The sequence below is a fragment of the Clostridium bowmanii genome, from assembly GCF_018861315.1.
GTDB classification, from domain to species: Bacteria; Bacillota; Clostridia; order Clostridiales; family Clostridiaceae; genus Clostridium_AD; species Clostridium_AD bowmanii.
The window spans coordinates 61,391-82,084 of record NZ_JAHLDL010000022.1 but is presented as its reverse complement, the minus strand read 5'-3'; the positions used below and the strand labels follow the sequence as shown (position 1 = coordinate 82,084).

The following is a 20,694-nucleotide window of genomic DNA, read 5'->3' as shown; positions in this document are numbered from 1 at the left end:
GGAGCAGTAAATAAGAAGGTTAAGCTGCTGTCTATAAGAAAATGGAATTGTGAAGAGTGTAAAAGCATTCATGATAGGGATGAAAATGCATTAAAAAATATTTTTAAACAGGGAATAAACGAATTAGGATTAGAAATGGTTATTTAATAAATTATAAAAATTCATATAGAGGAAATGTAGGGTAGGAACTTATCCTAAATATAACGCCCATGGAGTTAGTAGGTTACGAGGACGTCGATGTGGGAAATTTTAAGAGTGATCTTAGAAGCACGTGATTTCAATCATGTGAGGTTCACAGTAATCTTCTGAACAAGCATTTTCTGAGAAAACATGGTACAATGCGTATTATGGTCAGAAAAAATAAGCTGATGGAACTTTAAAAATAATATATAGGTGGGAGATTAATATGAGTTATAAACTAGTAGTTACTGATATGGATGGTACTTTTTTAAATAGTAAAGATGAAATATCTGAGGAAAATTTAAAAATCGTCAAGGAGTTAAATGAAAGGGGAATTTTATTTTCTATAGCTACTGGAAGATTGGATACTATGATTAAACCCTATTTGAAACAGATAGGAAATAATAACCCAGTTATCTCTTGTAATGGTGCATTAGTTAGAAATGTTAGTAAAGGTGAGTTCTATTATGCACAGATTATGGAAACAGAGAATTTCATAAAAGTTATAGATATTTGTAAAGCAAATAATCTTATTTTTTCTGTGTATTGTGAGTATACAGTTTATAGTGAAAGTACAGAAGGAAGAATAAAGTATTTTATACAGCGTAATAAGATTTTAAGTGAAGACGAAAAGGTAGCTATAAAAATAGTTAGCAATATATATACAGACATAGATGAAAAAATATTTAAAATTTTAGTTTCAAATGATGATTTGAAGCTTCTTGAACGCGTTAAAGGTGAAATAAATAAAATTCCTGGCATTGAGGCAATTAAATCATCCTCAAATTTACTGGATATTATGGCCACGGGAGTAACTAAAGGCAATGCATTAAAGAATTTAGCAGAGATACTTAAAATTAAAAGAGAAGAAATTATTGCTATAGGTGATAATCATAACGATATAAGTATGCTTAAGTACGCAGGCTATTCCATTGCAGTTGGAAATGCAGAACAGGCTGTAAAAGATATAGTGGATTTGGTAACAGTTTCAAATGATGAAGATGGAGTTGCTAAGGCACTAAGAGAAGTTCTTAGTATATGAATACATTAAGAGCATCATAACATAAAGGGAACAGCCGAAATCTATATTCAATTTCTGTTGTTCCCTTTTTGTATTAAGTAGTTGGCTCTAAAACCACCAAGTCATTTCCAAGGTTTTGATTTTTCCAATTAAAAACCATACATGAATTTAATTTAGGATCATACATATTAACTGCTTCATCCTTTAGAAAATTTTTCAAATTAAAGGCCGTATATATAAAAGCTGCCTTTTTCTTATTTACACTTGTATATTTTCTCAAATTAATTAATCCACAAGCTGTGCCTGCTAGATGAAATGAAGGATCGTATAAGCTGTTACGACTATCACAAACAATTAACTTAACATTTTCACGAAGCTTATTTATAAGCCGTCTTAAAAGACTCATTCCTTTTCCAGTAGGAAGCTCTATTTCTGTTATACCACCACTTGAACTTTCACATACCTTACTCCATAATTCTCTATCTGATTCCTTATCAATTTCTAAACAATCTCCAAGGGTTATGGACTCAAGATATCTTAAATCATGGAAAACGTTACAATCTTCCAGAAGGTCACAAAAATCAATTATAACTGGCTTATTTTCAGTGAGTATAATATTATCTCCTTGAAAATCTCCATGTGCATATGAAGTAAGACAAATTACTTTTAAATTATTCCAAACATTATCATTATTAAAATAATAATATGGATTAGGTAGTAAAATGTCCGTTCCATCTAATGATATCCACTTTATACTTTTGTCTACCCCTATGGATTCAAAAGCCTGTATATATTTACTATCCATATATCTATAGGAAAGTTCATTTTTAATTATATCCATTGGAGACATGTTCTTTTTAACATGTTCTTTGTTCCAAGTAAATAAAAACTTGGTTATCGCTGATACAATATTATCTTTAAGTTCATCTTCATTTAAAACTTTATCTAAAAATGTTTCACTATTATATATATCATCGCCTGCTAAATCATATAAATTAACATATAAGGTAGCTTTATTTTTACCTTGAATTTTATAACTAGATAGGAGTTTGGCAATATACTTTTGCATATTATTTTTTGAAGCTAGTTCATAGGCATTTTTAAATACTTTTCCTTCATTGCTTTTAGTTACCTTTAAAATACCTACCCTATTAGCACTGCCATATTCGACCATAAATACTCCGGCCTCAGATCTTCCGCTTTTAAAGGTTTTTAATACTTGAAAAGGAGCAAATTTATCTTTTGTATCTTCACCTATTTGATTTATTTGCTTTATTACAGATTCAATATCCATGTTAGCCCTCCCAACAAGACGTTTATATATATAATGCTTATTATTAATTTTATAAAATAAGCTCAATCAATCTATTATAGTATAATCACTGATAATACACAAATTACTGTGTTAAATATTGATGCTTAAATCAAAAATTAGGGTTGCAATTTCTTCTAAGCCATATTATAATGTAAAAGATACTTAAATGCAAATCATTTGCATTTGACGAAAGGGTGAAAAAAAATGAAAAATATTATTGCTAAAATAACATCATTAATTCTTGTATCTGTAGTAGTTTTTAGCGGATGTACGTCACAAAAGAGTAATAAGGCATCATCAGATGCTGGCGATAAAAATAAAGAATTGACAGTTGCAGCTTCCTTTTATCCTATGTATATATTTTCATTAAATGTGGCAAAGGATGTCCCTAATGTAAAAGTTATTGATATGACAAAACCAATGACAGGATGCCTTCATGATTATTCTATTACTACTGATGATATGAAAACACTAGATGCTGCACAGGTGTTTGTAACTAATGGCGCTGGAATGGAATCATTTATGGATAAGGTAACAAAACAAATGCCGAATCTTAAAGTGATTGATTCAAGTACTGGAATACAACTTATTAAGGGTGAAGGCGACGAGGGAGATAATCCTCATTTATGGGTAAGTATTTCTAATGCAATTACTCAAGTGAAAAATATTGGAGAACAGTTAGCTATAGCAGATCCTAAAAATTCACAAAAGTACAAATCAAATACTGCCGAATACGTAGTGAAACTTGAGGCTCAAAGAGATAAAATGCATAAGGTATTAGATACTATGCCAAATCGCGACATAGTTACTTTTCACGAAGCATTTCCATACTTTGCAAAGGAATTTAATCTAAACATAGTTGGAGTTATTGAACGTGAACCTGGTTCTGCACCAAGTGCAAAAGAATTACAAGAATCAGTAGAGCAAGTGAAAAAACTAAAAGTAAAAGCATTGTTTGCAGAGCCACAGTACCCTGCCAAATCTGCTGAAACTATTGCAAAAGAAACAGGATCAAAAGTTTATACTCTTGATCCAGTTGTTACAGGTCCTATGGAAGCAGATGCTTATATTAATATCATGGATAGTAATTTAAAAGTATTGCAAGAGGCTTTAAAATGATAAATAGTAATAAAATGACAAGTGGTAATAAAATTATGAATAGTTCTAATATCAAAAATTTAAATTGTAAAAAATGCAGCTGTGGTTTATGTTGCACAAAAATAAAAGACTTTGGTGTCACTATTGGAAAAACACAAATATTAAAAGATGTCAATCTCCACATTCATTGTGGTGATTTGACTGCTTTAATAGGAGCAAATGGTGCAGGTAAGAGTACACTATTAAAAGCTTTATTGGGTGGAATCCAGCATTCGGGACATATTACTTTTGCTAGCGGAAATAAAAAAAGTATAAGTAATCCTAAAATGGGGTATGTTCCTCAGAAACTTGATTTTGACAATAGTTCACCTGTAAGTGTTATCGATATGTTTGCGGCTACATCTAGCAGCAGACCTATTTGGTTTTCTATTTCAAAAGATGTAAGACAAAAGGCTCTTGAAAGTTTATCATTGGTTCAGGGAGAACATCTTATAGATAAGCGCTTAGGGGTATTGTCAGGTGGCGAATTGCAAAGGGTGCTTCTTGCTTTAGCTCTTCAACCTATACCAGATATATTATTACTAGATGAGCCAGTATCGGGTATTGATCAAAATGGTCTAAAATTATTTTATAAAACAGTATCAAATCTAAGAAAAGAATATGATTTATCTATTATTTTAGTTTCTCATGATCTACATTTGGTATCCCAATATGCTGATCGCATTGCATTTATTAATAATAAAACCATTGAATGTTGTGGTACGGCAGAGGAAGTATTTAGTGATGAGAAAGTGATTGATGTGTTTGGTGTGGATTGGAATAAGGTTATGGTAAACAAAAATGACAGGGAGGTTGAATAATGTCTATATGGTATAATATTGTAGATTTTCTACTTCCCTTTGATTGGGCTCATTATACATTTATGAAAAATGCGTTATTAGGGGTTTTATTGGTTACACCTATGTTTGGTTTACTTGGTACCATGGTTGTAAATAATAAAATGGCTTTTTTTGCAGATGCACTGGGACATTCAGCTCTCACGGGAATAGCAATTGGGGTGATTTTAGGTATAAAAAATCCAATATGGTCTATGCTGGCATTTTCACTTCTGCTTGCGGTTGTAATAACTAAGGTTAAAAATGTAAATACATCTTCAACGGATACTATAATAGGTGTTTTTTCATCTACAGCAGTTGCACTTGGTGTTGTGATGCTATCATTTGGGGGCGGGTTTACAAAATATTCGGTTTATCTTATAGGTGATTTGTTAAGTATTAGCAAAATTGATTTGATAATACTTCCAATTATATTTGTAGTTGTGGTTATTATTTGGGTAATTTCTTTTAATAAACTTCTATTAGTAAGTGTAAATCCATTATTAGCTAGGAGCAGAGGTGTTAATGTTGATTTTTATGAGAATTTGTTCACAATTACTGTTGCAGTTATCGTAACAATATCAATTCAATGGGTAGGTGTTCTAATTATAAGTTCAATGCTGGTGCTTCCGGCCGCAGCCGCAAGAAATATTTCTAGTAATATGAGGCAATATCATGTATATTCCATAGCAATTGCTCTAATTTCAGGGATATCAGGACTTATTCTATCATATTTCTTAGGATCTGCATCTGGTGCTACTATGGTACTGATTTCTTCAGTGTTTTTTGCAATTACATTTTTTATGAAAATAAAAATTTACTCATAGAAATTAAAAAAAGGAGCTAAGGCTCCTTTTTTAATTTCCATCTATTCGGTTATATTAAACAAATTACGTCTACAAGAGTTATAACCATATTAATTTCTATTAGATGTTTTAATTTAATTGTGTTGCAGGCTTTAATTATATCTGAAAGTTTTGCAACTCCAGATGGTTCTATAATTATCCTATCTGGATTATAAGTTGCTACAATCTCTTGGATGGCGGTTTCAATTTCACCGAACTCATTTTCAATTATAACTATATTTTCGCTATGTAATTTTTCTTTCAGTAGCTTTTTTATTAAAGTAGTTTTTCCAGAACCTAAAAACCCTGAAATTATGTCGATTTTTGTTTTCAATTTATGTGCCTTCAAGAATAAGATTTTTTACCGAAAAATCTAAATGCAAACCCTGTGCACCTAAATTTCTGTTCCATTATAATATTATATTTTTAAAATTACAAGCTTAACAGTGAAAGTATAGTAGTAATGTATAGTAGTAACTAAAGAATTAAGAAAATGTACATCTATGGTTTACCAAAGTTATAATTTATTTAAAAATAAAACAGCCATAGAAAATATAATGGAACCGTTAATTACAGTAAAGGAAATTAATAAAACTCAATCAAAAGAAATAGCTATGGATATATTAGAAAAAGTACGAAAAATATATGTAAAAAGGATTTGACATTTTTACAGGAATAATGCTAAAATTGTAATGTAAAAAGAATTTTACATTACGGTTTAATATGGGAGTGATTTTGTGAAAAAAATAGATGAGATGGAAATGACTATCAGCAGGATAGCCATAAAAGCGGCTTGGATATATATAATTGTATTTTTAGTGATTTGGGATATCTATGATTATATACATACAGGAAAATTAGGAATAGTAAATTTTCTTTTAATAACGCAGGGACTTGTCTTAATTTCAATTCAATCGTTTTTAAAATGGAAACTCTGCAAAGATGAAAAATAATATAAGACAATTAAGAAAAGAATTTGGATTTAGACAAGAGGATATGGCAACTGAACTGGGTGTTACGAGGCAAACCATAAATGCCATTGAAAATGAAAAGTATAATCCCACTCTGGAACTTGCCATGAAACTTGCGAAGTTATTAAAAACTACAGTGGATGAATTATTTATACTTGACAGTTAAAATGAAAGGCAAGCACTTGCCTCGTGGCGGGCACCTGTTTATGTTATACTAAGATATGGAAGAAATAATACATTCGAGGAGATGGGCAAGGTGGGAAACTCAGAAAGTATAATATCAATTGTGGATTTACAAATGAGCTATGGCAGTAAAAAGGTGCTCAAGGGAATAAATCTTGAGATACCTAGAGGCCAGATAATAGGATACATAGGGACTAATGGTGCTGGAAAAAGTACTACTATAAAAATAATGCTTGGGATACTCGACGGATATACAGGAAAAGTTGAAATATTAGGACAAGATATAAGTAATGGAAGTGTAGAATATAAAAAGAAAATAGGTTATGTTCCAGAGCTTGCAGATATATATGAAAATTTAACTGCTTATGAGTATATAGCTTTTTTAGGTGAAATATATGGATTAGAAGAGGAAAAGCTTATTGAGAAAGCAAAAAAGCTAATGGGATTATTTGGAATGGAGGGTGTTATAAACTCTAGAATATCCTCATATTCAAAAGGTATGAAGCAAAAGTTACTTATAATATGTAGTTTAATTCATAATCCAGAAATATTATTTTTTGATGAGCCTTTAAGTGGTTTAGATGCTAATAGTGTAATGGTGTTTAAGGAGGTTATGCGTTCTCTTGCAAATAACGGAAAAACTATATTTTATTCTTCGCATATAATGGATGTTGTTGAGAAAGTAAGTGATAGAATATTACTGTTAAATGATGGTCAAGTAGTAGCAGACGGAAGTTTTGAGGAGCTTAATAATAATCAAAAGGAAGGTTCACTTGAAGAAATATTCAATCAGCTAACAGGCTTTAATGAGCATGCAAAGATTGCCAAAGAATTTGTTTCTTTGGTGTGCGAGGTGTAATTATGAAGAATTTCACCGTACTTAAAATATTAGATAAATTCCAATCAGCATATAAAAAATCAGGTGTTGATTATAAGACCATGAGAATGATACTGCAAATAAAACTAACCATGGATGGCCGTAGAGTAAGTACTGTTATGGCAAATAATAAAAAAACAGATGACACAGAGGAAAAGAACAATTATTTATCTTTACTTAAAATTAACGGATTTATGAGCATTTTCATTGGACTCATAATGATGGGTAATATGTCCTCTATGATAGCAACAAATATTGTTATAGGTATAAATTTATTTATGATGGTGTCTCTTATGATATCTGATTTTTCAGCAGTTTTACTAGATGTAAAAGAAAAAAATATATTGCTGCCGAAACCTATTGATAGTAAGACGTTTAATGCAGCAAAGACTACTCATATATTTATATATTTAATGGGGTTATCACTGTCATTAAATTTGATTCCACTAGTTCTTGGTACAATAAACTATGGACCCGTGTTTTTTTTGATATTTAGCGTAGAAAATATACTTTCAGTAATGTTAGTTATAGCCTTAACAGCTTTATTATACACTTTAGTTTTGAAGTTTTTTGATGGAGAAAAACTAAAGGATATAATCAACTATTTTCAAATATTATTAGCTTTTGTGTTTGCCTTTGGATATCAGCTAATGATTAGGGTTTTTAATATGCAAAGTATTAATATTGAATATGTACCAAAATTTTGGCATGCACTACTTCCATCTATGTGGTTTGCAGCGCCCTTTGGAATATACATTGATGGTAATAAACAACCTTTTTTAATGCTTTTATGTGTACTTGCAATAGTAGGTCCGATTTTGTTAATTACGGTTTATATTAAAGGGGTAGTGCCTTATTTCGAAAAGAACCTTCAAAAATTAAACGAAAATGGGGAAAATGTAAGTAAGCGAAGTGAAAATAGAAAAGAATTTATAGCATCATTAGTTTGCAGAGATAAGATTGAAAGGAGTATGTTTAAATTTACTCAAAACATGATAGCTACAGAAAGGAATTTGAAACTTAAGGTGTACCCAACACTGGCAATGGCTGTATTTGTGCCAATCCTATTTATGTTCATGGATAGAGGTGATAAATCCATTATGGATAATATTCAAACTGGCTTTGGTGGTAAAGTTCATTTGTTAATGTATGTAAGTATATTCCTGCTATGCTTTTGTACAGCCTTTATAAATAATAGTGATAGTTATAAGGGTGCTTACATCTACAAGGTATTACCCATAGAAAATCCAGGAGTAATATTAAAAGGAGCAGTAAAAGGAACTATATTCAAGCTAATAATACCGCTCTATTTATTAGAGGCTATAGTGTTTTTAATACTTAAAGGTCCCTCAATAATTATAGATTTAATAGTAATGCTTTTAGTGCTTTTAATAGTATCCTTAGTGTATTTTAGAGTATCCAATAAGGAAATGCCCTTTAGTGTAAAGTTTGCTGTGGCAGATAGTGGAAAGCTTATAGGGCCATCCATAATTACAATAGTAATACTTGGTGCTTTTGCAGGAATCCATTTTTTTATTAGAAATAATATGATGTTTGTTTCCATTTATGCGGTGGTGCTTTTAATAGTTAATATAATTCTTTGGAAAATTAGTTTTAAGGTAAGTTGGAAGGATGTAAATATGTAAAGGGGATAATATATGAGGTTACAGGAACATTAACTTGCCACTTGCCACGTAGTAGGGACAGTTCGAAAAAATGGCGATATTATAAATCTCACAGCACAAGAATATAAGCTTTTATTAATATTTATGAATAGACCTAATGTTTTAATGAAGAGGGATGAGATACTGTGTGAATTATTAGAAGGTGAAGACCCTTTTTTTGATGAAAACACACTATCTGTTTATATAAAGAGAATAAGAGGCAAAATAGAAGACAATCCAAGGAAACCACAGTACATTGTTAATAAACGTGGACTAGGGTATAAGTGGAATAAGGATGTTGTAGCACCCTAGGTGATAAATAACTTCAAAACTGATGAACTAGATTAGAAGAAGATGACGTCACCGCGGTGATAATTAAGGAGTAGATTGGTATGAAAAGATATTTCATTAATTCTGAACTGAAAATAAGTACTTCGGTACTTTTGTTTGTAATGACACTATTTTTAATTATTACAGTTTTGTTTTTAAAATCCCATAATGATAATTTGAAGGCTGACTATATAAAAAGTTTAGGAGCTATTGCTGCAAGAGTAGTTGAAAAAAACCCTCAAATTGAAAAGGAAATTATACCACTTATTACAAAGGAAGTTTCTAAGGAAGAAGCTACACATGGAAGTGCTTTCTTAAAGCAATATGGGTTAACCGAGGAGTTAGAGGATTCACTTTTCCCCTATGTAAGTAGGGCTATTTTTATAAAAGAATAAGGAGATTGACAAATGCAGCAAAAAAGGTAGTTGATGGCGATTATGATATAGCTATTAATGAGCATTAAGAAGGCGATTTTTCAAAACTAGCAATTTCTTTTAATTTTATGAGGGAAATTATAAGGAGTAATTTAAGTGATCTACGGCGTGAAAAGCAGTTTCTTGTGGATTTATTATCAGATATATCTCATCAACTAAAAACTCCACTTTCATCCGTGATTTTATACAACGATATTATGGTTACAAAGCAGTTGCCTCAAAATCAAAGGGAAGCCTTTTTATTAAATAATCAAAATCAGCTAGAAAAGATGAACTGGCTTATAAAAAACTTACTTAAGTTAGCTAAATTAGATGCTAAAGCTATAGAAATTGTTAAAGAAAAACAAAGCTTAAATGAAACGGTGCAAGATGCAATAGATGCACTAGAGATCAAGGCATATGATGCAGAGGTTGTTATTACTTTTAAAGAAAATGGAGAAATAGTTTTTCATCATGATAGATTGTGGCTCGAAGAAGCACTTATTAATATTATTAAAAATGGAATAGAGCATACACCTGCGGGTGGAACCATAGATTTGGAACTTTTAGAAAACCCACTGTATACAAGAATTATAATAAAAGATACCGGGGAAGGGATAAGTGAGGTTGATTTGCCTAATATATTTAAGCGGTTTTACAAAGCAAAAGCATCAAAGAAAAGTGAATCCATTGGAATAGGCCTGGCACTATCAAAATCAATAATTGAAGCACATAATGGGATGATTGATGTGCGAAGTGAAATTGGTGTAGGAACCAAATTTATTATTACGTTTATATCATAAAAGTTATAGTTAAAGAAGGTCGCAGACAACTATAAATTTGTTTGCGACCTCCTTCCTTTATTTTATTTTATTTTATTTGAGTTTATATATCTCTTTAAATCATATTTTAACATTATGAAATAACTAGGAATTGTGTATACAAGTACACCTAATTTGAAAATGTCAGGAATATAGCTACCAAACAATACTTCTAATCCATCACCCAAGTAGTATGCTCCAAGTGCTACTAAGAATAAATTTAGTATATAAAATACTAAGCCTATATTAAGATTAGAAATGCCTCTAGATACTAGATAAACAACTAAGGCTGCAGTAGCTAAACCTAATATAGATGAGCCTGTCACTAATAGTGGAGAGCCATCTGGGCTAGTTAAAATAAATAAGGTTGCTTCTAACAATTCTCTAAAGCATGTTACAGCAGCAAGAATAAATACTCCTTTTTGACTAAGCGAAACAAATTGTTGATTTGGAAGGGTGCTAAAAGATTTATTTTTCCTTAAAAGCACTATACTGTATAATATTAAAGCAGCTAATACTATCCCAAGCAATCCATCAAATAATTCGCCAGCAGGACCGTTTAATACCGAAGTTTGTGAGAACATTATTAAAGCGGTTATAGTCGCAATAAACGTTCCTAAAGCTCCGCCTAATAAAGAACTCTTAGTCATATTATATAATTTATTTTTGTTAAAATAAACTACTAGGGGAATAATAACTAAGAAAATTTCTATACCTTCTCTTAAGCATATTATAAAAGGAGCTAACATCGTAAATCACCTCCTAATCTGCAATTGTAGACTTGTCTACTATACATAATATGCATAATTTGAACTATGAGACACCTAGTTATAAGTCCCTTTTTAAATAAATATTATTATAAATGTGGTGTAAATTTAATAAATAAGTATATGGGTTGTAATTTGGGCTGAGATAAGGTAGCATTGCTATTAATATACTAAAATTTAAAGGAGTGTTAAATATGGGAATTGGTGATTGGTTAAAAGAACAAAAGGGTAAAGCGGAAGCGGGAGTTAAGCAATTTGCGAATAAAGATTTTATGGAAGCAGTAGCAGCGGGCTGTGCACTTATTGCAAGTGCTGACGGAAATATAAGTTCTGAAGAAAAGCAAAAGATGGTTGGGTATATTAATCTTAATGATTCATTAAAGGTATTTAAATTAAACGATATTTTAACTAGGTTCAATCATTATGCAGATATGTTTGCATTTGATTACAATGTTGGAAAAGCTGAAGCTATGAAATCAATTAGTAAAATGAAGAGTAAATCAGATGCAGCAAAAACATTAGTATCAGTGTGCTGTTCTATAGGTGCTGCAGATGGGAATTTTGATAAAGATGAAATTGCTTTAGTTAAAGAAATGTGCACAGTTCTTGGGGTGAATTCAGCTGATTTTCAGATTTAATAATAAATATGTATAAAAAGTCTCAATATATATAATATTGTGACTTTTTTCTTCGTAAGAGTGGTATTTAAAGTGGTATAATCTGATTAGCCTATTAAAAATATCAATTTATGGAGGTGTGGAACATGGTAGATAAGTTTTGAAGTGGTTTAGAGGAATACATTACTAAAATAAAGGAAGCTGTAGATGAATTATCTGAAGCAGTAATGGTTTTTGTATATGGTACCCTTATGAGTGGAAATAATAACTAAATGTTCTTATCAGAGGCTAAATTTGCGGGTGATTTTATAGCTGAAAGTTTTGAGTTATACGATTTAGGTAATTATCCTGCCATAATTCACAGTGAAAATAATAAAGTTAAAGGTCAGCTTTATGTTATCGATAAACATATATTAAATAATCTAGATATACTTGAGGGTGAGGGAAGCTTATATATAAGAGAGTTAATTAGAGTAGTTAATGATAAAAATGAGTCTCGAGAAGCTTATGCTTATGTTTATAATCAAAGTGTTTCAGGAAAAGTTAAGGTTAGTTATGAAAACCAACCTTGGGGAGTAATAAAAAAAGTTCTTTAATGAATGTATTTGGAATAGTGTGGATTAAAGTGAAATGCATGAGCTTATAATAAGATACATGAAATATGAGTAGGAGATGACTTTGTGAATAAAACTATAATGCAGTTTTTTGAATGGTATTTGCCCTCAGATGGAGGGCACTGGAATTTTTTGAAAGAACATTGTAAGCAGTTAAGCGATGTGGGTATAAACACTCTTTGGCTTCCTCCGGCATATAAAGGTGGCGGTGGCATTAATGATACTGGTTATGGTGTTTATGACCTATATGATCTTGGGGAATTTGATCAAAAGGGAGCTGTGAGAACTAAATATGGCACAAAAGATCAATATATAGAAGCAATAGCAGAGGCTCACAAAAATAACATTGAGATACTAGCAGATATTGTACTTAATCAGAAAGGGGGAGCAGACGACACCGAATGGGTAAAGGTAGTTAAAGTAGACCCAGCCAATAGAAACAATAAAATTTCTGATGAATATGATATAAAAGCATGGACTAAGTTTAACTTTCCAGGAAGAAATAATAAGTACTCCGACTTTAAGTGGAATTGGGAACATTTTAATGGTGTAGATTGGGATGAGAATAAAAAAGAAAGTGCTATATTTGAATTTACTGGAATAGGTAAGGGATGGGACCAAGATGTAGATTCAGAAAATGGGAACTATGATTATCTTATGCTTACTGATGTAGATGTTAGTTCACCTGTGGTATATGAAGAACTCTTAAAGTGGGCATTATGGTACATAGAAATAGCAAACCTTGACGGATTTAGATTAGATGCAGTAAAACATATAGATTATGAATTTTTCACTAGATTGATAAACGATCTTAGAACTATTACAAAAAAAGAGCTATTTACTGTAGGCGAATATTGGAGTGGTGATACTAATGTTTTAAAAAAGTATGTTGAGGAAACCTGCCATGCGTTTAATATCTTTGATGTACCTCTTCATTATAACTTTTTTTCAGCAGCAAAGGAAAAGGGAAACTATGATTTGAGGTCTTTAAAGTCAAATACCTTAATAAGTTGTAAGCCTGAAAATTCAGTGACTTTTGTGAATAATCATGATACTCAGCCTGGGCAGTCCCTTGAGTCCTTTGTAGATAAATCCTTTAGTTTACAGGCATATACTTTTATTTTGACAAGGCAAGAAGGAGTACCAAACGTTTTTTTTGGTGATTATTATGGCATACCAAATAATAATATAGCTCCACTAAAAGATGAACTAGATAAATTATTAAAAGCTAGAAAAGATTTCGCTTATGGTGTGCAGCATGATTATTTTGATGATGCACATGTTGTAGGATGGACAAGAGAAGATGGACTAGCTGCCTTAATTTCTAATGGAAATGATGATGGATGCATTAAGATGTTCGTTTCTGAAAAACTTTCAGGCAAGAACTTTGTAGATATAACTGGTAATGTCCAAGGAGAAATTAAAATAGCTGAGGATGGGAATGGTGATTTCAAAGTTAATGGTAATTCATATTCGGTTTGGTGTATGGTTTAAAAATTTTAAAAGATTGGTAGGTTAGTATTATGAAAAAAGTATTCGCACCTGGTTGCGCCTTGATGATTTACAAACCAGAACTAGGGAAAAAAGTACTGAATTTTTTAAATAGTGATTTAGGTAATATAGATGAATATCTAATTTGCTGTAGACATGAACCAAAGTTGAATAAGGGGACACAAATAATAAATACCTGTGCTGGTTGTGATAGGCGATATAGAGAACTCTATGAAGGGATAACAACAATTTCACTGTGGGAGGTATTAGCAAATAGCAAAACATTCCCATTCGTGGATTATAAAGGAAAAGAAATGGCTATCTTAGATGCATGTCCTACAAGGGATCAGGAGAGAGTCCATAATTCAGTAAGATTGTTATTAAAAAGAATGAATATTGTTGTGGTGGAGCCAGAAAAAACAAGAACAAAGGGTACTTGTTGTGGAGATAGTTTTTATGGTGTTATTCCTGTAAAGCAAGTTAAAGAGCAAATGAAAAAACGTGCTGGAGAGATGCCAGCTGAAGACGTTGTTGTTTATTGTGTTTCTTGTTCTAAATCAATGTATATTGGCGGCAAAAAACCAAGATATTTAGTAGATCTCTTATTTGGAGAGGATACAATCCCTGGTATTTTTGAACCAGATGAGTGGCATGGACAGATTAATGATTTTATAAAGGAACATTAATTATCATCTTTGATGCTGTTAATCATCATCTTCGATGATGCAATATAAAAGATAAAGCCTCCAATTTCATGGAGGCTCCAGCTTTTGTTAAAAATTTTAGATGTAATGCATATCCACGTACTTTAAATAAAGAACGTGGATTATTTCACTTAATAAAATTCAAATTGTAATTTAACCAAAGAGAGCAACAACTGCTAGCGCACCTACGATGCCTCCGCAAATTGGAGCTACTACTGGTATCCAAGCATATCCCCAATCATTTCCACCTTTGCCGGCTATAGGACAAATAGCATGAGCTATTCTTGGTCCTAAATCTCTGGCAGGATTAATAGCATATCCAGTTGTTCCACCTAAAGATAAACCTATTACTAAAATAATAAATGCAGCGATAAGTGGCCCAAATCCAGGAGATGATTTTGTTTGAGCAACGCCTAGTAATGTAAACACTAATACAAATGTGCCTATAAATTCTGATAAAAAGTTCCATGGTGTATTTCTAATTGCGGGTGCTGTACAGAATACAGCAAGTTTTCCTGCTTTGTCATCAGTAACTGCCCAATGAGGATAATACATTAACCAAACAAGGACTCCACCTACTATAGCTCCAAGCATCTCAGCTACGATATAACCAGGCACTACTGACCAGGATAATTTACCGATTACAGCTAGGGCTAAAGTAAGTGCGGGATTGAAAGAAGCTCCGCTTACTGTAAAGATATAAGCTGGAACACCAACAGCAAATGCCCAACCAAAACAAATAACTATCCATCCAGAATTATTTCCTTTTGTTTTATTTAGAACTACATTTGCAACTACCCCATCACCAAGAAGAATAAGTAACATTGTTCCAAAAAACTCTGCATAATACACTAACATATTATTATACCCCCATATAATTTATTTTGTAGAGAAGTAAAATGTAAGATACATTTTACTCTCTTAAATACGTTTAATTATTTTTCTTCCCAGTCTCTTGATCTTCCAACAGCTTTATGCCAACCTTTTAATAGCTTTACTCTCTTTTCTTCTTCCATTTTTGATTCAAAGGATCTAGAAAGTGCCCAATTCTTTGCAACTTCTTCTTGATCTTTCCAATACCCAACTGCAAGTCCTGCTAAATATGCAGCGCCGAGTGCTGTTGTTTCAATTACTTCTGGTCTATCAACTTGAACATCTAATATATCTGACTGGAATTGCATTAAGAAGTTATTAGCACAAGCACCACCATCAACCTTTAAGGCTTTAAGTGTTATACCTGAATCTTCTTGCATAGCTTTTAATACATCATTTGTCTGATAAGCTAAAGATTCAAGAGCTGCTCTTATAAAGTGTTCTTTCTTAGTTCCACGAGTTAAACCTACTATTGTTCCTCTTGCATAAGGATCCCAATATGGAGCTCCAAGTCCAACGAAGGCTGGTACCATATATACACCATCTGTGTCTTCAACAGCAGTAGCATATTCTTCTGATTCAGGGGCAGTCTTTATCATTCGAAGTTCATCTCTTAACCATTGAATAGTTGCTCCTGCAACAAATACACTGCCTTCAAGAGCATAATTAACTTTACCATTTATACCATAGGCAATAGTTGTAAGCAATCCATTATGAGATTCAACTGCTTTTTCACCAGTGTTCATTAACAAGAAACAACCAGTACCATAAGTATTTTTAGCTGTTCCTGCTTCATAACAAGTTTGTCCAAATAATGCTGCTTGTTGATCGCCTGCTGCGCCAGCTATTGCTATAGGAGAACCAAATATTGAACTATCAGTATGTCCATAAACATAACTTGATGGTTTTACATCAGCAAGCATTGATTTAGGTATATTTAAAGTTTTAAGTATTTCATCGTCCCATTTTAATTCATGAATGTTGTAGAGCATTGTTCTAGATGCATTGGTATAATCCGTTACATGAACTTCTCCTCTTGTTAATTTCCAAATAAGCCAAGTATCAATAGTACCAAATATTAAGTTGCCTTTTTCGGCCTCTGCTCTGGCACCAGAAACATTATCAAGTATCCATTGTACTTTTGTTGCGGAGAAATAAGCATCTAGTATAAGTCCTGTTTTGGCTCTTACCACTTTATCAAAACCAGTAGCTTTTAATTCATCACAAGTACCGGCTGTTCTTCTACACTGCCAAACTATTGCATTGTATACTGGAATACCAGTATTTTTATCCCAAACTACTGTAGTTTCTCTTTGATTTGTGATACCAATAGCAGATATATCTTCTGCTGTTGCATCAATCTTAGCCATAGCTTCTTGAGCCATACCTAATTGAGTAGCCCAAATTTCCATAGGATCATGCTCAACCCAACCAGCTTTAGGAAAAATTTGTGTAAATTCCTTTTGAGCGACACTTACAATTAGTCCTTCTTTGTTAAACAAAATACATCTTGAACTTGTTGTTCCTTGGTCTAGTGCCATTACATACTTAGCCATAATTTTTTACACTCCTTCTTAAATTTATTAGTAACCGTTTACTTGATGCTTATAGAAACATGGTATTAAATTTGTTAATACCATGAATTTATCATTATATAACTAGCAATCTAAAATATATCACTTATCATTTACCACTTGCTGGCACTATACTTGTCCAACTTGCCACTTGCCATGTGAGTGGCACCAGGTCTATGCTTTTTCAATATCCTTAGTAGCTATAATATTTACTCCTGTGTTAAGTACGTTTGCTAATACTACATCACCTATATGGACGGGAGCTTTTATTACAATATTTTTTAATGCTCCTACACACTCATAAATCAGATCTTTTGGAATATCTTTTTCTGTTTTTACAGAAAGTATCTCACTTTTTCCACCGGTAACTAAAACAGAGGACGTAACAACTCTTGTTGGATTAGTACATTCCTTCTTGCCATAATTTTCACCAATTTTACAACTACTTCCTTTTACACTTATAACTTTATCACCATCAAGCTCTACTATAAGAGCACAACCCATTGGACAGCCTATGCATGTCAATTCTCTGGTACTCATAATTTATTACTCCTTTTCTACTTTTATAGTAATTTTCTTGCATCCACTATATTTATTAAAAATTGCTTTAGTCAATTTAACACTTTCCATCTCACCTGGGGTAAGGATCTTCTTCTTTAAATGCATTTCACGTACATCATCAAAGTAAACAGATATATAAGAGTTTTTATAGACTTCGCCAACCCTAAATCTAACATCTATTCCGTCTCCAATATTTTCAGCATTGATAGTCTTTGGTACAGTGTATCTAACTCCATCTGTTGCAAAAACTTCAACTCCTGTTCCCACATGATGAATCCCATTTATATAATCTGCTGCATTTTTACCAGCAGTGTAGCTTTCAGTGGTTACATTATCTACTAAATCGTGAACGTGAAGCACATTACCACAGGTAAATATCCCAGGAATGCTTGTTTGCATACTTTCATCAACCTCAGGGCCTCCAGTAACTCTAGAAAGTTTAACATTTGCTTTTCTAGAAAGTTCGTTTTCTGGTAGAAGTCCAACAGATAATAGTAGTGTATCGCAAGTAATATATTCTTCAGTGCCTTTAATTGGTTTTCTGTTTTCATCTACTTGTGCTATAGTAACACCGCAAAGTCTATCATGTCCAACTATATTTGTTATAGTGTGACTTAATTTTAATGGAATATTAAAATCATCTAAGCACTGTACAATATTTCTCTTAAGTCCACTTGAATGGGGCATAAGTTCTACACAAGCTTTTACTTTCGCACCCTCCAAGGTCATTCTCCTTGCCATTATAAGACCAATATCTCCTGAACCAAGTATTACTACTTCTTTACCAGGCATTAAGCCTTCCATATTAACATATTTTTGAGCTGTTCCTGCTGTATAAATACCTGAGCATCTTGCACCTGGTATATTTAAAGCTCCTCTTGGTCTTTCACGACAGCCCATTGCAAGTATAATTGCTTTTGCCTGAAGCTCAAGAATACCGTCTGCTGTATTTACAGCAGTTACTTGCTTATTATCATTTACATCTAAAACCATAGTATCTAGCTTATACTCAATATCAAGAGCAATAACCTTATCAATAAATCGTTTTGAATATTCAGGACCGGTTAACTCTTCCTTAAATGTATGAAGACCAAAACCATTATGAATACATTGATTGAGGATACCACCTAATTGATTATCTCTTTCTATAATTAAAATGCTGTTTATTCCTTTATCCTTCGCAGAAACTGCAGCTGCAAGTCCTGCTGGACCTCCACCAATTATGATTAAATCGTATTCTTGCATATATATTCCTCCAATTTATAGTGATTCTTTGTTCTTGCCAGTTAATAAAATAGAATCCCCACCTGATTTTGTAACAGCGGAGCGAGGTATATTAAGTTCTTTTGAAAGAATGTCTACAACTCTTGTAGCGCAAAAACCAGATTGGCATCTACCCATTCCTGCTCTTGTACGCCTTTTAACTCCATCAAGTGTTTTTGCTCCAAGAGGTCTTCTTATTGAATCTAAAATTTCACCTTCTGTTACAGTTTCACACCTGCAAATAATTTTTCCGTATTCAGGTATTTTTTTAATTATTTCTTTTCGTTCCTCGTTTGACATTTCTCTAAATTTTCTTATACCTTGTCGTATAGGGTTGAATCCAACATTTTTTTCAGGTGATAATTTTTCTTTTACTATATCCACTACCATTACGGCAATACTTGGAGCACTAGTTAAACCTGGAGAATCAATTGATGCTACATTAATAAAATTTTCAGCATCTGAGGCTTCGCCAATTATAAAATCATTTCCTTTAGTTTTTGCTCTGTTACCTGCAAATGAAGTTATTACCATATTCATGGGAAGCGGCTCTTGAAGACTTAACTGCGCATTCAATAAAATATCATCAATACCTTCCTTGGTTGTATTAAGATCATCTTTGCCTTTTGAATCTACAGCATCAGGTCCAATTAGAAGATTGCCGTCTACAGTAGGAGTAACTAATACACCTTTTCCAAGTTTAGTTGGAAGTTGAAAAATAGTTTTTGTTACTAAATCTCCCACAGCTTTATCAAATAAAACGTATTCTCCTCGTTTTGGAAGTATCTTAAACTTGTGCTGGCTCACCATATTATTAATTTCATCTGAGAATAAACCAGCTGCATTTATGACTATTTTTGTTTCAAAATCACCTTTATTTGTTTTTATAACATAGCTATCTTTATTTTTTTCAATGGAAGTTACTGCGGTTTCAAATTCAAATTTTACTCCATTGGTGTATGCATTTTCAGCCATAGCAATAGTCATTTCATATGGACAAACAATTCCTCCAGTTGGAGCATATAAGGCACCAACACAGGCTTTAGTTACATTAGGTTCCATTTCTCTAACTTGATCACCACTCAAAATAACTAAATCGGGCACTCCATTTTTTTCTCCTTGATGAAGTAAATTATCCAGATCCACTAGATTCTCCTTATCAAAGCACAGAACCAATGATCCATTTCTCTTAAATGGGAAATCTAATTCTTTTGCAAGTTCTGTATACATTGCATTACCTATAGCATTTAATTTCCCCTTCAAAGTACTTGGACTTGCATCATGCCCTGCATGGACAATAGCACTATTTGCCTTTGATGTTCCAGAACCCACATCACTAGATTTTTCAAGTACACAGGTTTTTATATTATATTTAGATAGCTCTCTTGATATTGAGCATCCCACAATACCAGCTCCAATAATAGTTACATCAAACATCATATTACCTCCTAAACGCAAATAAAAAGAGAACCTTGAAAAATAGGTATAAAAATACCTAAAAATCAAGGCTCTCTTCTCTTCGCCTCTAAATTATTTAACTTAATATTAACATAATGATTAAACGATTGCAAGACCTAATCCTTATAAACCTAAATAAAGAATTTATATATCAATTTATATAAACATATTTAAAATAA

At 32.2% G+C, this 20,694-nt stretch carries 24 protein-coding genes and 1 pseudogene; 17 read left to right on the top strand and 8 right to left on the bottom strand.

Features of this window, described 5'->3' with window-relative positions; all coding sequences use genetic code 11:
* Positions 1-24 precede the first annotated feature (24 nt).
* The gene (locus tag KPL51_RS15120) at positions 25-147 is read left to right on the top strand and encodes a hypothetical protein (protein ID WP_446681737.1); all 123 of its coding nucleotides are present in this window, start codon (positions 25-27) and stop codon (positions 145-147) included.
* Between the two features lie 259 nt (positions 148-406).
* Positions 407-1,222: a Cof-type HAD-IIB family hydrolase gene (locus tag KPL51_RS15115; RefSeq protein WP_216163214.1), complete on the top strand. Its 816-nt coding sequence runs from the start codon at positions 407-409 to the stop codon at positions 1,220-1,222.
* A 73-nt stretch (positions 1,223-1,295) separates the two neighbouring features.
* Here the strand turns inward: KPL51_RS15115 and KPL51_RS15110 are convergent, their stop codons facing one another.
* Positions 1,296-2,495 carry a hypothetical protein gene (locus KPL51_RS15110; RefSeq protein WP_216163212.1) on the bottom strand — a complete coding sequence of 400 codons (1,200 nt, stop codon included), beginning with the start codon at positions 2,493-2,495 and terminating at the stop codon, positions 1,296-1,298.
* Positions 2,496-2,720: 225 nt separating this feature from the next.
* Here KPL51_RS15110 and KPL51_RS15105 point away from each other — a divergent pair, with 225 nt between their 5' ends.
* The 3 genes from KPL51_RS15105 to KPL51_RS15095 are packed head-to-tail and all read left to right on the top strand — an operon-like array spanning position 2,721 to position 5,316.
* Entirely contained in the window at positions 2,721-3,635 is a 915-nt protein-coding gene (locus tag KPL51_RS15105; RefSeq protein WP_216163210.1) for a metal ABC transporter substrate-binding protein, read from the top strand.
* A complete protein-coding gene (locus KPL51_RS15100) occupies positions 3,632-4,474 on the top strand; it encodes a metal ABC transporter ATP-binding protein (protein WP_376770094.1) in 843 nt (280 codons plus the stop codon). The genes KPL51_RS15105 and KPL51_RS15100 overlap by 4 nt, the downstream gene beginning before the upstream one ends.
* Positions 4,474-5,316, top strand: a complete 843-nt coding sequence (locus KPL51_RS15095; protein ID WP_216163208.1) for a metal ABC transporter permease — start codon at positions 4,474-4,476, stop codon at positions 5,314-5,316. The genes KPL51_RS15100 and KPL51_RS15095 overlap by 1 nt, the downstream gene beginning before the upstream one ends.
* Before the next feature lie 49 nt (positions 5,317-5,365).
* Here the strand turns inward: KPL51_RS15095 and KPL51_RS15090 are convergent, their stop codons facing one another.
* A complete protein-coding gene (locus tag KPL51_RS15090; protein ID WP_216163206.1) occupies positions 5,366-5,668 on the bottom strand; it encodes a GTP-binding protein in 303 nt (100 codons plus the stop codon).
* Between the two features lie 148 nt (positions 5,669-5,816).
* On the opposite strand from KPL51_RS15090, the pseudogene KPL51_RS24335 reads away from it, so the two are divergent.
* From KPL51_RS24335 to KPL51_RS23575, 8 genes and pseudogenes are all read left to right on the top strand, one after another.
* Positions 5,817-5,969: pseudogene (locus tag KPL51_RS24335) on the top strand (amino acid ABC transporter ATP-binding protein); the annotation flags it as partial.
* Between the two features lie 102 nt (positions 5,970-6,071).
* Positions 6,072-6,287 carry a hypothetical protein gene (locus KPL51_RS15085; protein WP_216163204.1) on the top strand — a complete coding sequence of 72 codons (216 nt, stop codon included), beginning with the start codon at positions 6,072-6,074 and terminating at the stop codon, positions 6,285-6,287.
* Entirely contained in the window at positions 6,277-6,471 is a 195-nt protein-coding gene (locus KPL51_RS15080; protein ID WP_216163202.1) for a helix-turn-helix transcriptional regulator, read from the top strand. The genes KPL51_RS15085 and KPL51_RS15080 overlap by 11 nt, the downstream gene beginning before the upstream one ends.
* 132 nt (positions 6,472-6,603) lie before the next feature.
* The gene (locus KPL51_RS15075) at positions 6,604-7,347 is read left to right on the top strand and encodes an ABC transporter ATP-binding protein (RefSeq protein WP_376770095.1); all 744 of its coding nucleotides are present in this window, start codon (positions 6,604-6,606) and stop codon (positions 7,345-7,347) included.
* 2 nt (positions 7,348-7,349) lie between these two features.
* Positions 7,350-9,011, top strand: coding sequence for a hypothetical protein (locus KPL51_RS15070; protein ID WP_216163198.1), 1,662 nt, complete (start codon positions 7,350-7,352; stop codon positions 9,009-9,011).
* A gap of 78 nt (positions 9,012-9,089) precedes the next feature.
* Complete coding sequence (locus KPL51_RS15065; protein WP_312888674.1) at positions 9,090-9,341, top strand: winged helix-turn-helix domain-containing protein; 252 nt, start codon at positions 9,090-9,092, stop codon at positions 9,339-9,341.
* Positions 9,342-9,421: 80 nt separating this feature from the next.
* A complete protein-coding gene (locus KPL51_RS23580) occupies positions 9,422-9,754 on the top strand; it encodes a hypothetical protein (RefSeq protein WP_224854295.1) in 333 nt (110 codons plus the stop codon).
* Between the two features lie 164 nt (positions 9,755-9,918).
* Positions 9,919-10,575: a sensor histidine kinase gene (locus tag KPL51_RS23575; protein WP_224854298.1), complete on the top strand. Its 657-nt coding sequence runs from the start codon at positions 9,919-9,921 to the stop codon at positions 10,573-10,575.
* Positions 10,576-10,637: 62 nt separating this feature from the next.
* Here KPL51_RS23575 and KPL51_RS15055 read toward each other — a convergent pair whose 3' ends face one another.
* On the bottom strand, positions 10,638-11,342 hold the full coding sequence (locus tag KPL51_RS15055; protein WP_216163194.1) for an FTR1 family protein: 705 nt from the start codon (positions 11,340-11,342) through the stop codon (positions 10,638-10,640).
* 212 nt (positions 11,343-11,554) lie between these two features.
* Here KPL51_RS15055 and KPL51_RS15050 point away from each other — a divergent pair, with 212 nt between their 5' ends.
* The 4 genes from KPL51_RS15050 to KPL51_RS15035 all read left to right on the top strand — a co-directional run bounded on the left by KPL51_RS15050 (position 11,555) and on the right by KPL51_RS15035 (position 14,768).
* A complete protein-coding gene (locus KPL51_RS15050) occupies positions 11,555-11,998 on the top strand; it encodes a tellurite resistance TerB family protein (RefSeq protein ID WP_216163192.1) in 444 nt (147 codons plus the stop codon).
* A gap of 251 nt (positions 11,999-12,249) precedes the next feature.
* A complete protein-coding gene (locus tag KPL51_RS15045) occupies positions 12,250-12,573 on the top strand; it encodes a gamma-glutamylcyclotransferase family protein (protein ID WP_216163191.1) in 324 nt (107 codons plus the stop codon).
* 84 nt (positions 12,574-12,657) lie between these two features.
* The gene (locus KPL51_RS15040; protein ID WP_216163188.1) at positions 12,658-14,085 is read left to right on the top strand and encodes an alpha-amylase; all 1,428 of its coding nucleotides are present in this window, start codon (positions 12,658-12,660) and stop codon (positions 14,083-14,085) included.
* 29 nt (positions 14,086-14,114) lie between these two features.
* A complete protein-coding gene (locus KPL51_RS15035) occupies positions 14,115-14,768 on the top strand; it encodes a (Fe-S)-binding protein (protein WP_216163186.1) in 654 nt (217 codons plus the stop codon).
* A 171-nt stretch (positions 14,769-14,939) separates the two neighbouring features.
* Here the strand turns inward: KPL51_RS15035 and KPL51_RS15030 are convergent, their stop codons facing one another.
* From KPL51_RS15030 to KPL51_RS15010, 5 genes are all read right to left on the bottom strand, one after another.
* The gene (locus KPL51_RS15030) at positions 14,940-15,644 is read right to left on the bottom strand and encodes an MIP/aquaporin family protein (RefSeq protein ID WP_216163184.1); all 705 of its coding nucleotides are present in this window, start codon (positions 15,642-15,644) and stop codon (positions 14,940-14,942) included.
* A 77-nt stretch (positions 15,645-15,721) separates the two neighbouring features.
* Positions 15,722-17,215, bottom strand: a complete 1,494-nt coding sequence (gene glpK / locus KPL51_RS15025) for a glycerol kinase GlpK (RefSeq protein ID WP_216163182.1) — start codon at positions 17,213-17,215, stop codon at positions 15,722-15,724.
* A 192-nt stretch (positions 17,216-17,407) separates the two neighbouring features.
* Positions 17,408-17,773: a DUF1667 domain-containing protein gene (locus KPL51_RS15020; RefSeq protein ID WP_216163180.1), complete on the bottom strand. Its 366-nt coding sequence runs from the start codon at positions 17,771-17,773 to the stop codon at positions 17,408-17,410.
* 6 nt (positions 17,774-17,779) lie between these two features.
* Complete coding sequence (locus tag KPL51_RS15015; protein ID WP_216163178.1) at positions 17,780-19,039, bottom strand: NAD(P)/FAD-dependent oxidoreductase; 1,260 nt, start codon at positions 19,037-19,039, stop codon at positions 17,780-17,782.
* A 15-nt stretch (positions 19,040-19,054) separates the two neighbouring features.
* Positions 19,055-20,494, bottom strand: a complete 1,440-nt coding sequence (locus tag KPL51_RS15010) for an NAD(P)/FAD-dependent oxidoreductase (protein ID WP_216163225.1) — start codon at positions 20,492-20,494, stop codon at positions 19,055-19,057.
* Positions 20,495-20,694 lie beyond the last annotated feature (200 nt).

Bases quoted from the DNA above. Each gene is read 5' to 3' on its own strand.
- KPL51_RS15015 (WP_216163178.1), bottom strand. From the start codon at position 19,039: ATGCAAGAATACGATTTAATCATAATTGGTGGAGGTCCAGCAGGACTT.
- KPL51_RS15010 (WP_216163225.1), bottom strand. From the start codon at position 20,494: ATGTTTGATGTAACTATTATTGGAGCTGGTATTGTGGGATGCTCAATA.
- KPL51_RS15105 (WP_216163210.1), top strand. From the start codon at position 2,721: ATGAAAAATATTATTGCTAAAATAACATCATTAATTCTTGTATCTGTA.
- KPL51_RS15115 (WP_216163214.1), top strand. From the start codon at position 407: ATGAGTTATAAACTAGTAGTTACTGATATGGATGGTACTTTTTTAAAT.
- KPL51_RS15030 (WP_216163184.1), bottom strand. From the start codon at position 15,644: ATGTTAGTGTATTATGCAGAGTTTTTTGGAACAATGTTACTTATTCTT.
- KPL51_RS15055 (WP_216163194.1), bottom strand. From the start codon at position 11,342: ATGTTAGCTCCTTTTATAATATGCTTAAGAGAAGGTATAGAAATTTTC.
- KPL51_RS15035 (WP_216163186.1), top strand. From the start codon at position 14,115: ATGAAAAAAGTATTCGCACCTGGTTGCGCCTTGATGATTTACAAACCA.
- KPL51_RS15100 (WP_376770094.1), top strand. From the start codon at position 3,632: ATGATAAATAGTAATAAAATGACAAGTGGTAATAAAATTATGAATAGT.
- KPL51_RS15045 (WP_216163191.1), top strand. From the start codon at position 12,250: ATGTTCTTATCAGAGGCTAAATTTGCGGGTGATTTTATAGCTGAAAGT.
- KPL51_RS15080 (WP_216163202.1), top strand. From the start codon at position 6,277: ATGAAAAATAATATAAGACAATTAAGAAAAGAATTTGGATTTAGACAA.
- KPL51_RS15075 (WP_376770095.1), top strand. From the start codon at position 6,604: ATGAGCTATGGCAGTAAAAAGGTGCTCAAGGGAATAAATCTTGAGATA.
- KPL51_RS15095 (WP_216163208.1), top strand. From the start codon at position 4,474: ATGTCTATATGGTATAATATTGTAGATTTTCTACTTCCCTTTGATTGG.
- KPL51_RS15050 (WP_216163192.1), top strand. From the start codon at position 11,555: ATGGGAATTGGTGATTGGTTAAAAGAACAAAAGGGTAAAGCGGAAGCG.
- KPL51_RS23580 (WP_224854295.1), top strand. From the start codon at position 9,422: ATGAAAAGATATTTCATTAATTCTGAACTGAAAATAAGTACTTCGGTA.
- KPL51_RS15070 (WP_216163198.1), top strand. From the start codon at position 7,350: ATGAAGAATTTCACCGTACTTAAAATATTAGATAAATTCCAATCAGCA.
- KPL51_RS15020 (WP_216163180.1), bottom strand. From the start codon at position 17,773: ATGAGTACCAGAGAATTGACATGCATAGGCTGTCCAATGGGTTGTGCT.
- glpK (WP_216163182.1), bottom strand. From the start codon at position 17,215: ATGGCTAAGTATGTAATGGCACTAGACCAAGGAACAACAAGTTCAAGA.
- KPL51_RS15110 (WP_216163212.1), bottom strand. From the start codon at position 2,495: ATGGATATTGAATCTGTAATAAAGCAAATAAATCAAATAGGTGAAGAT.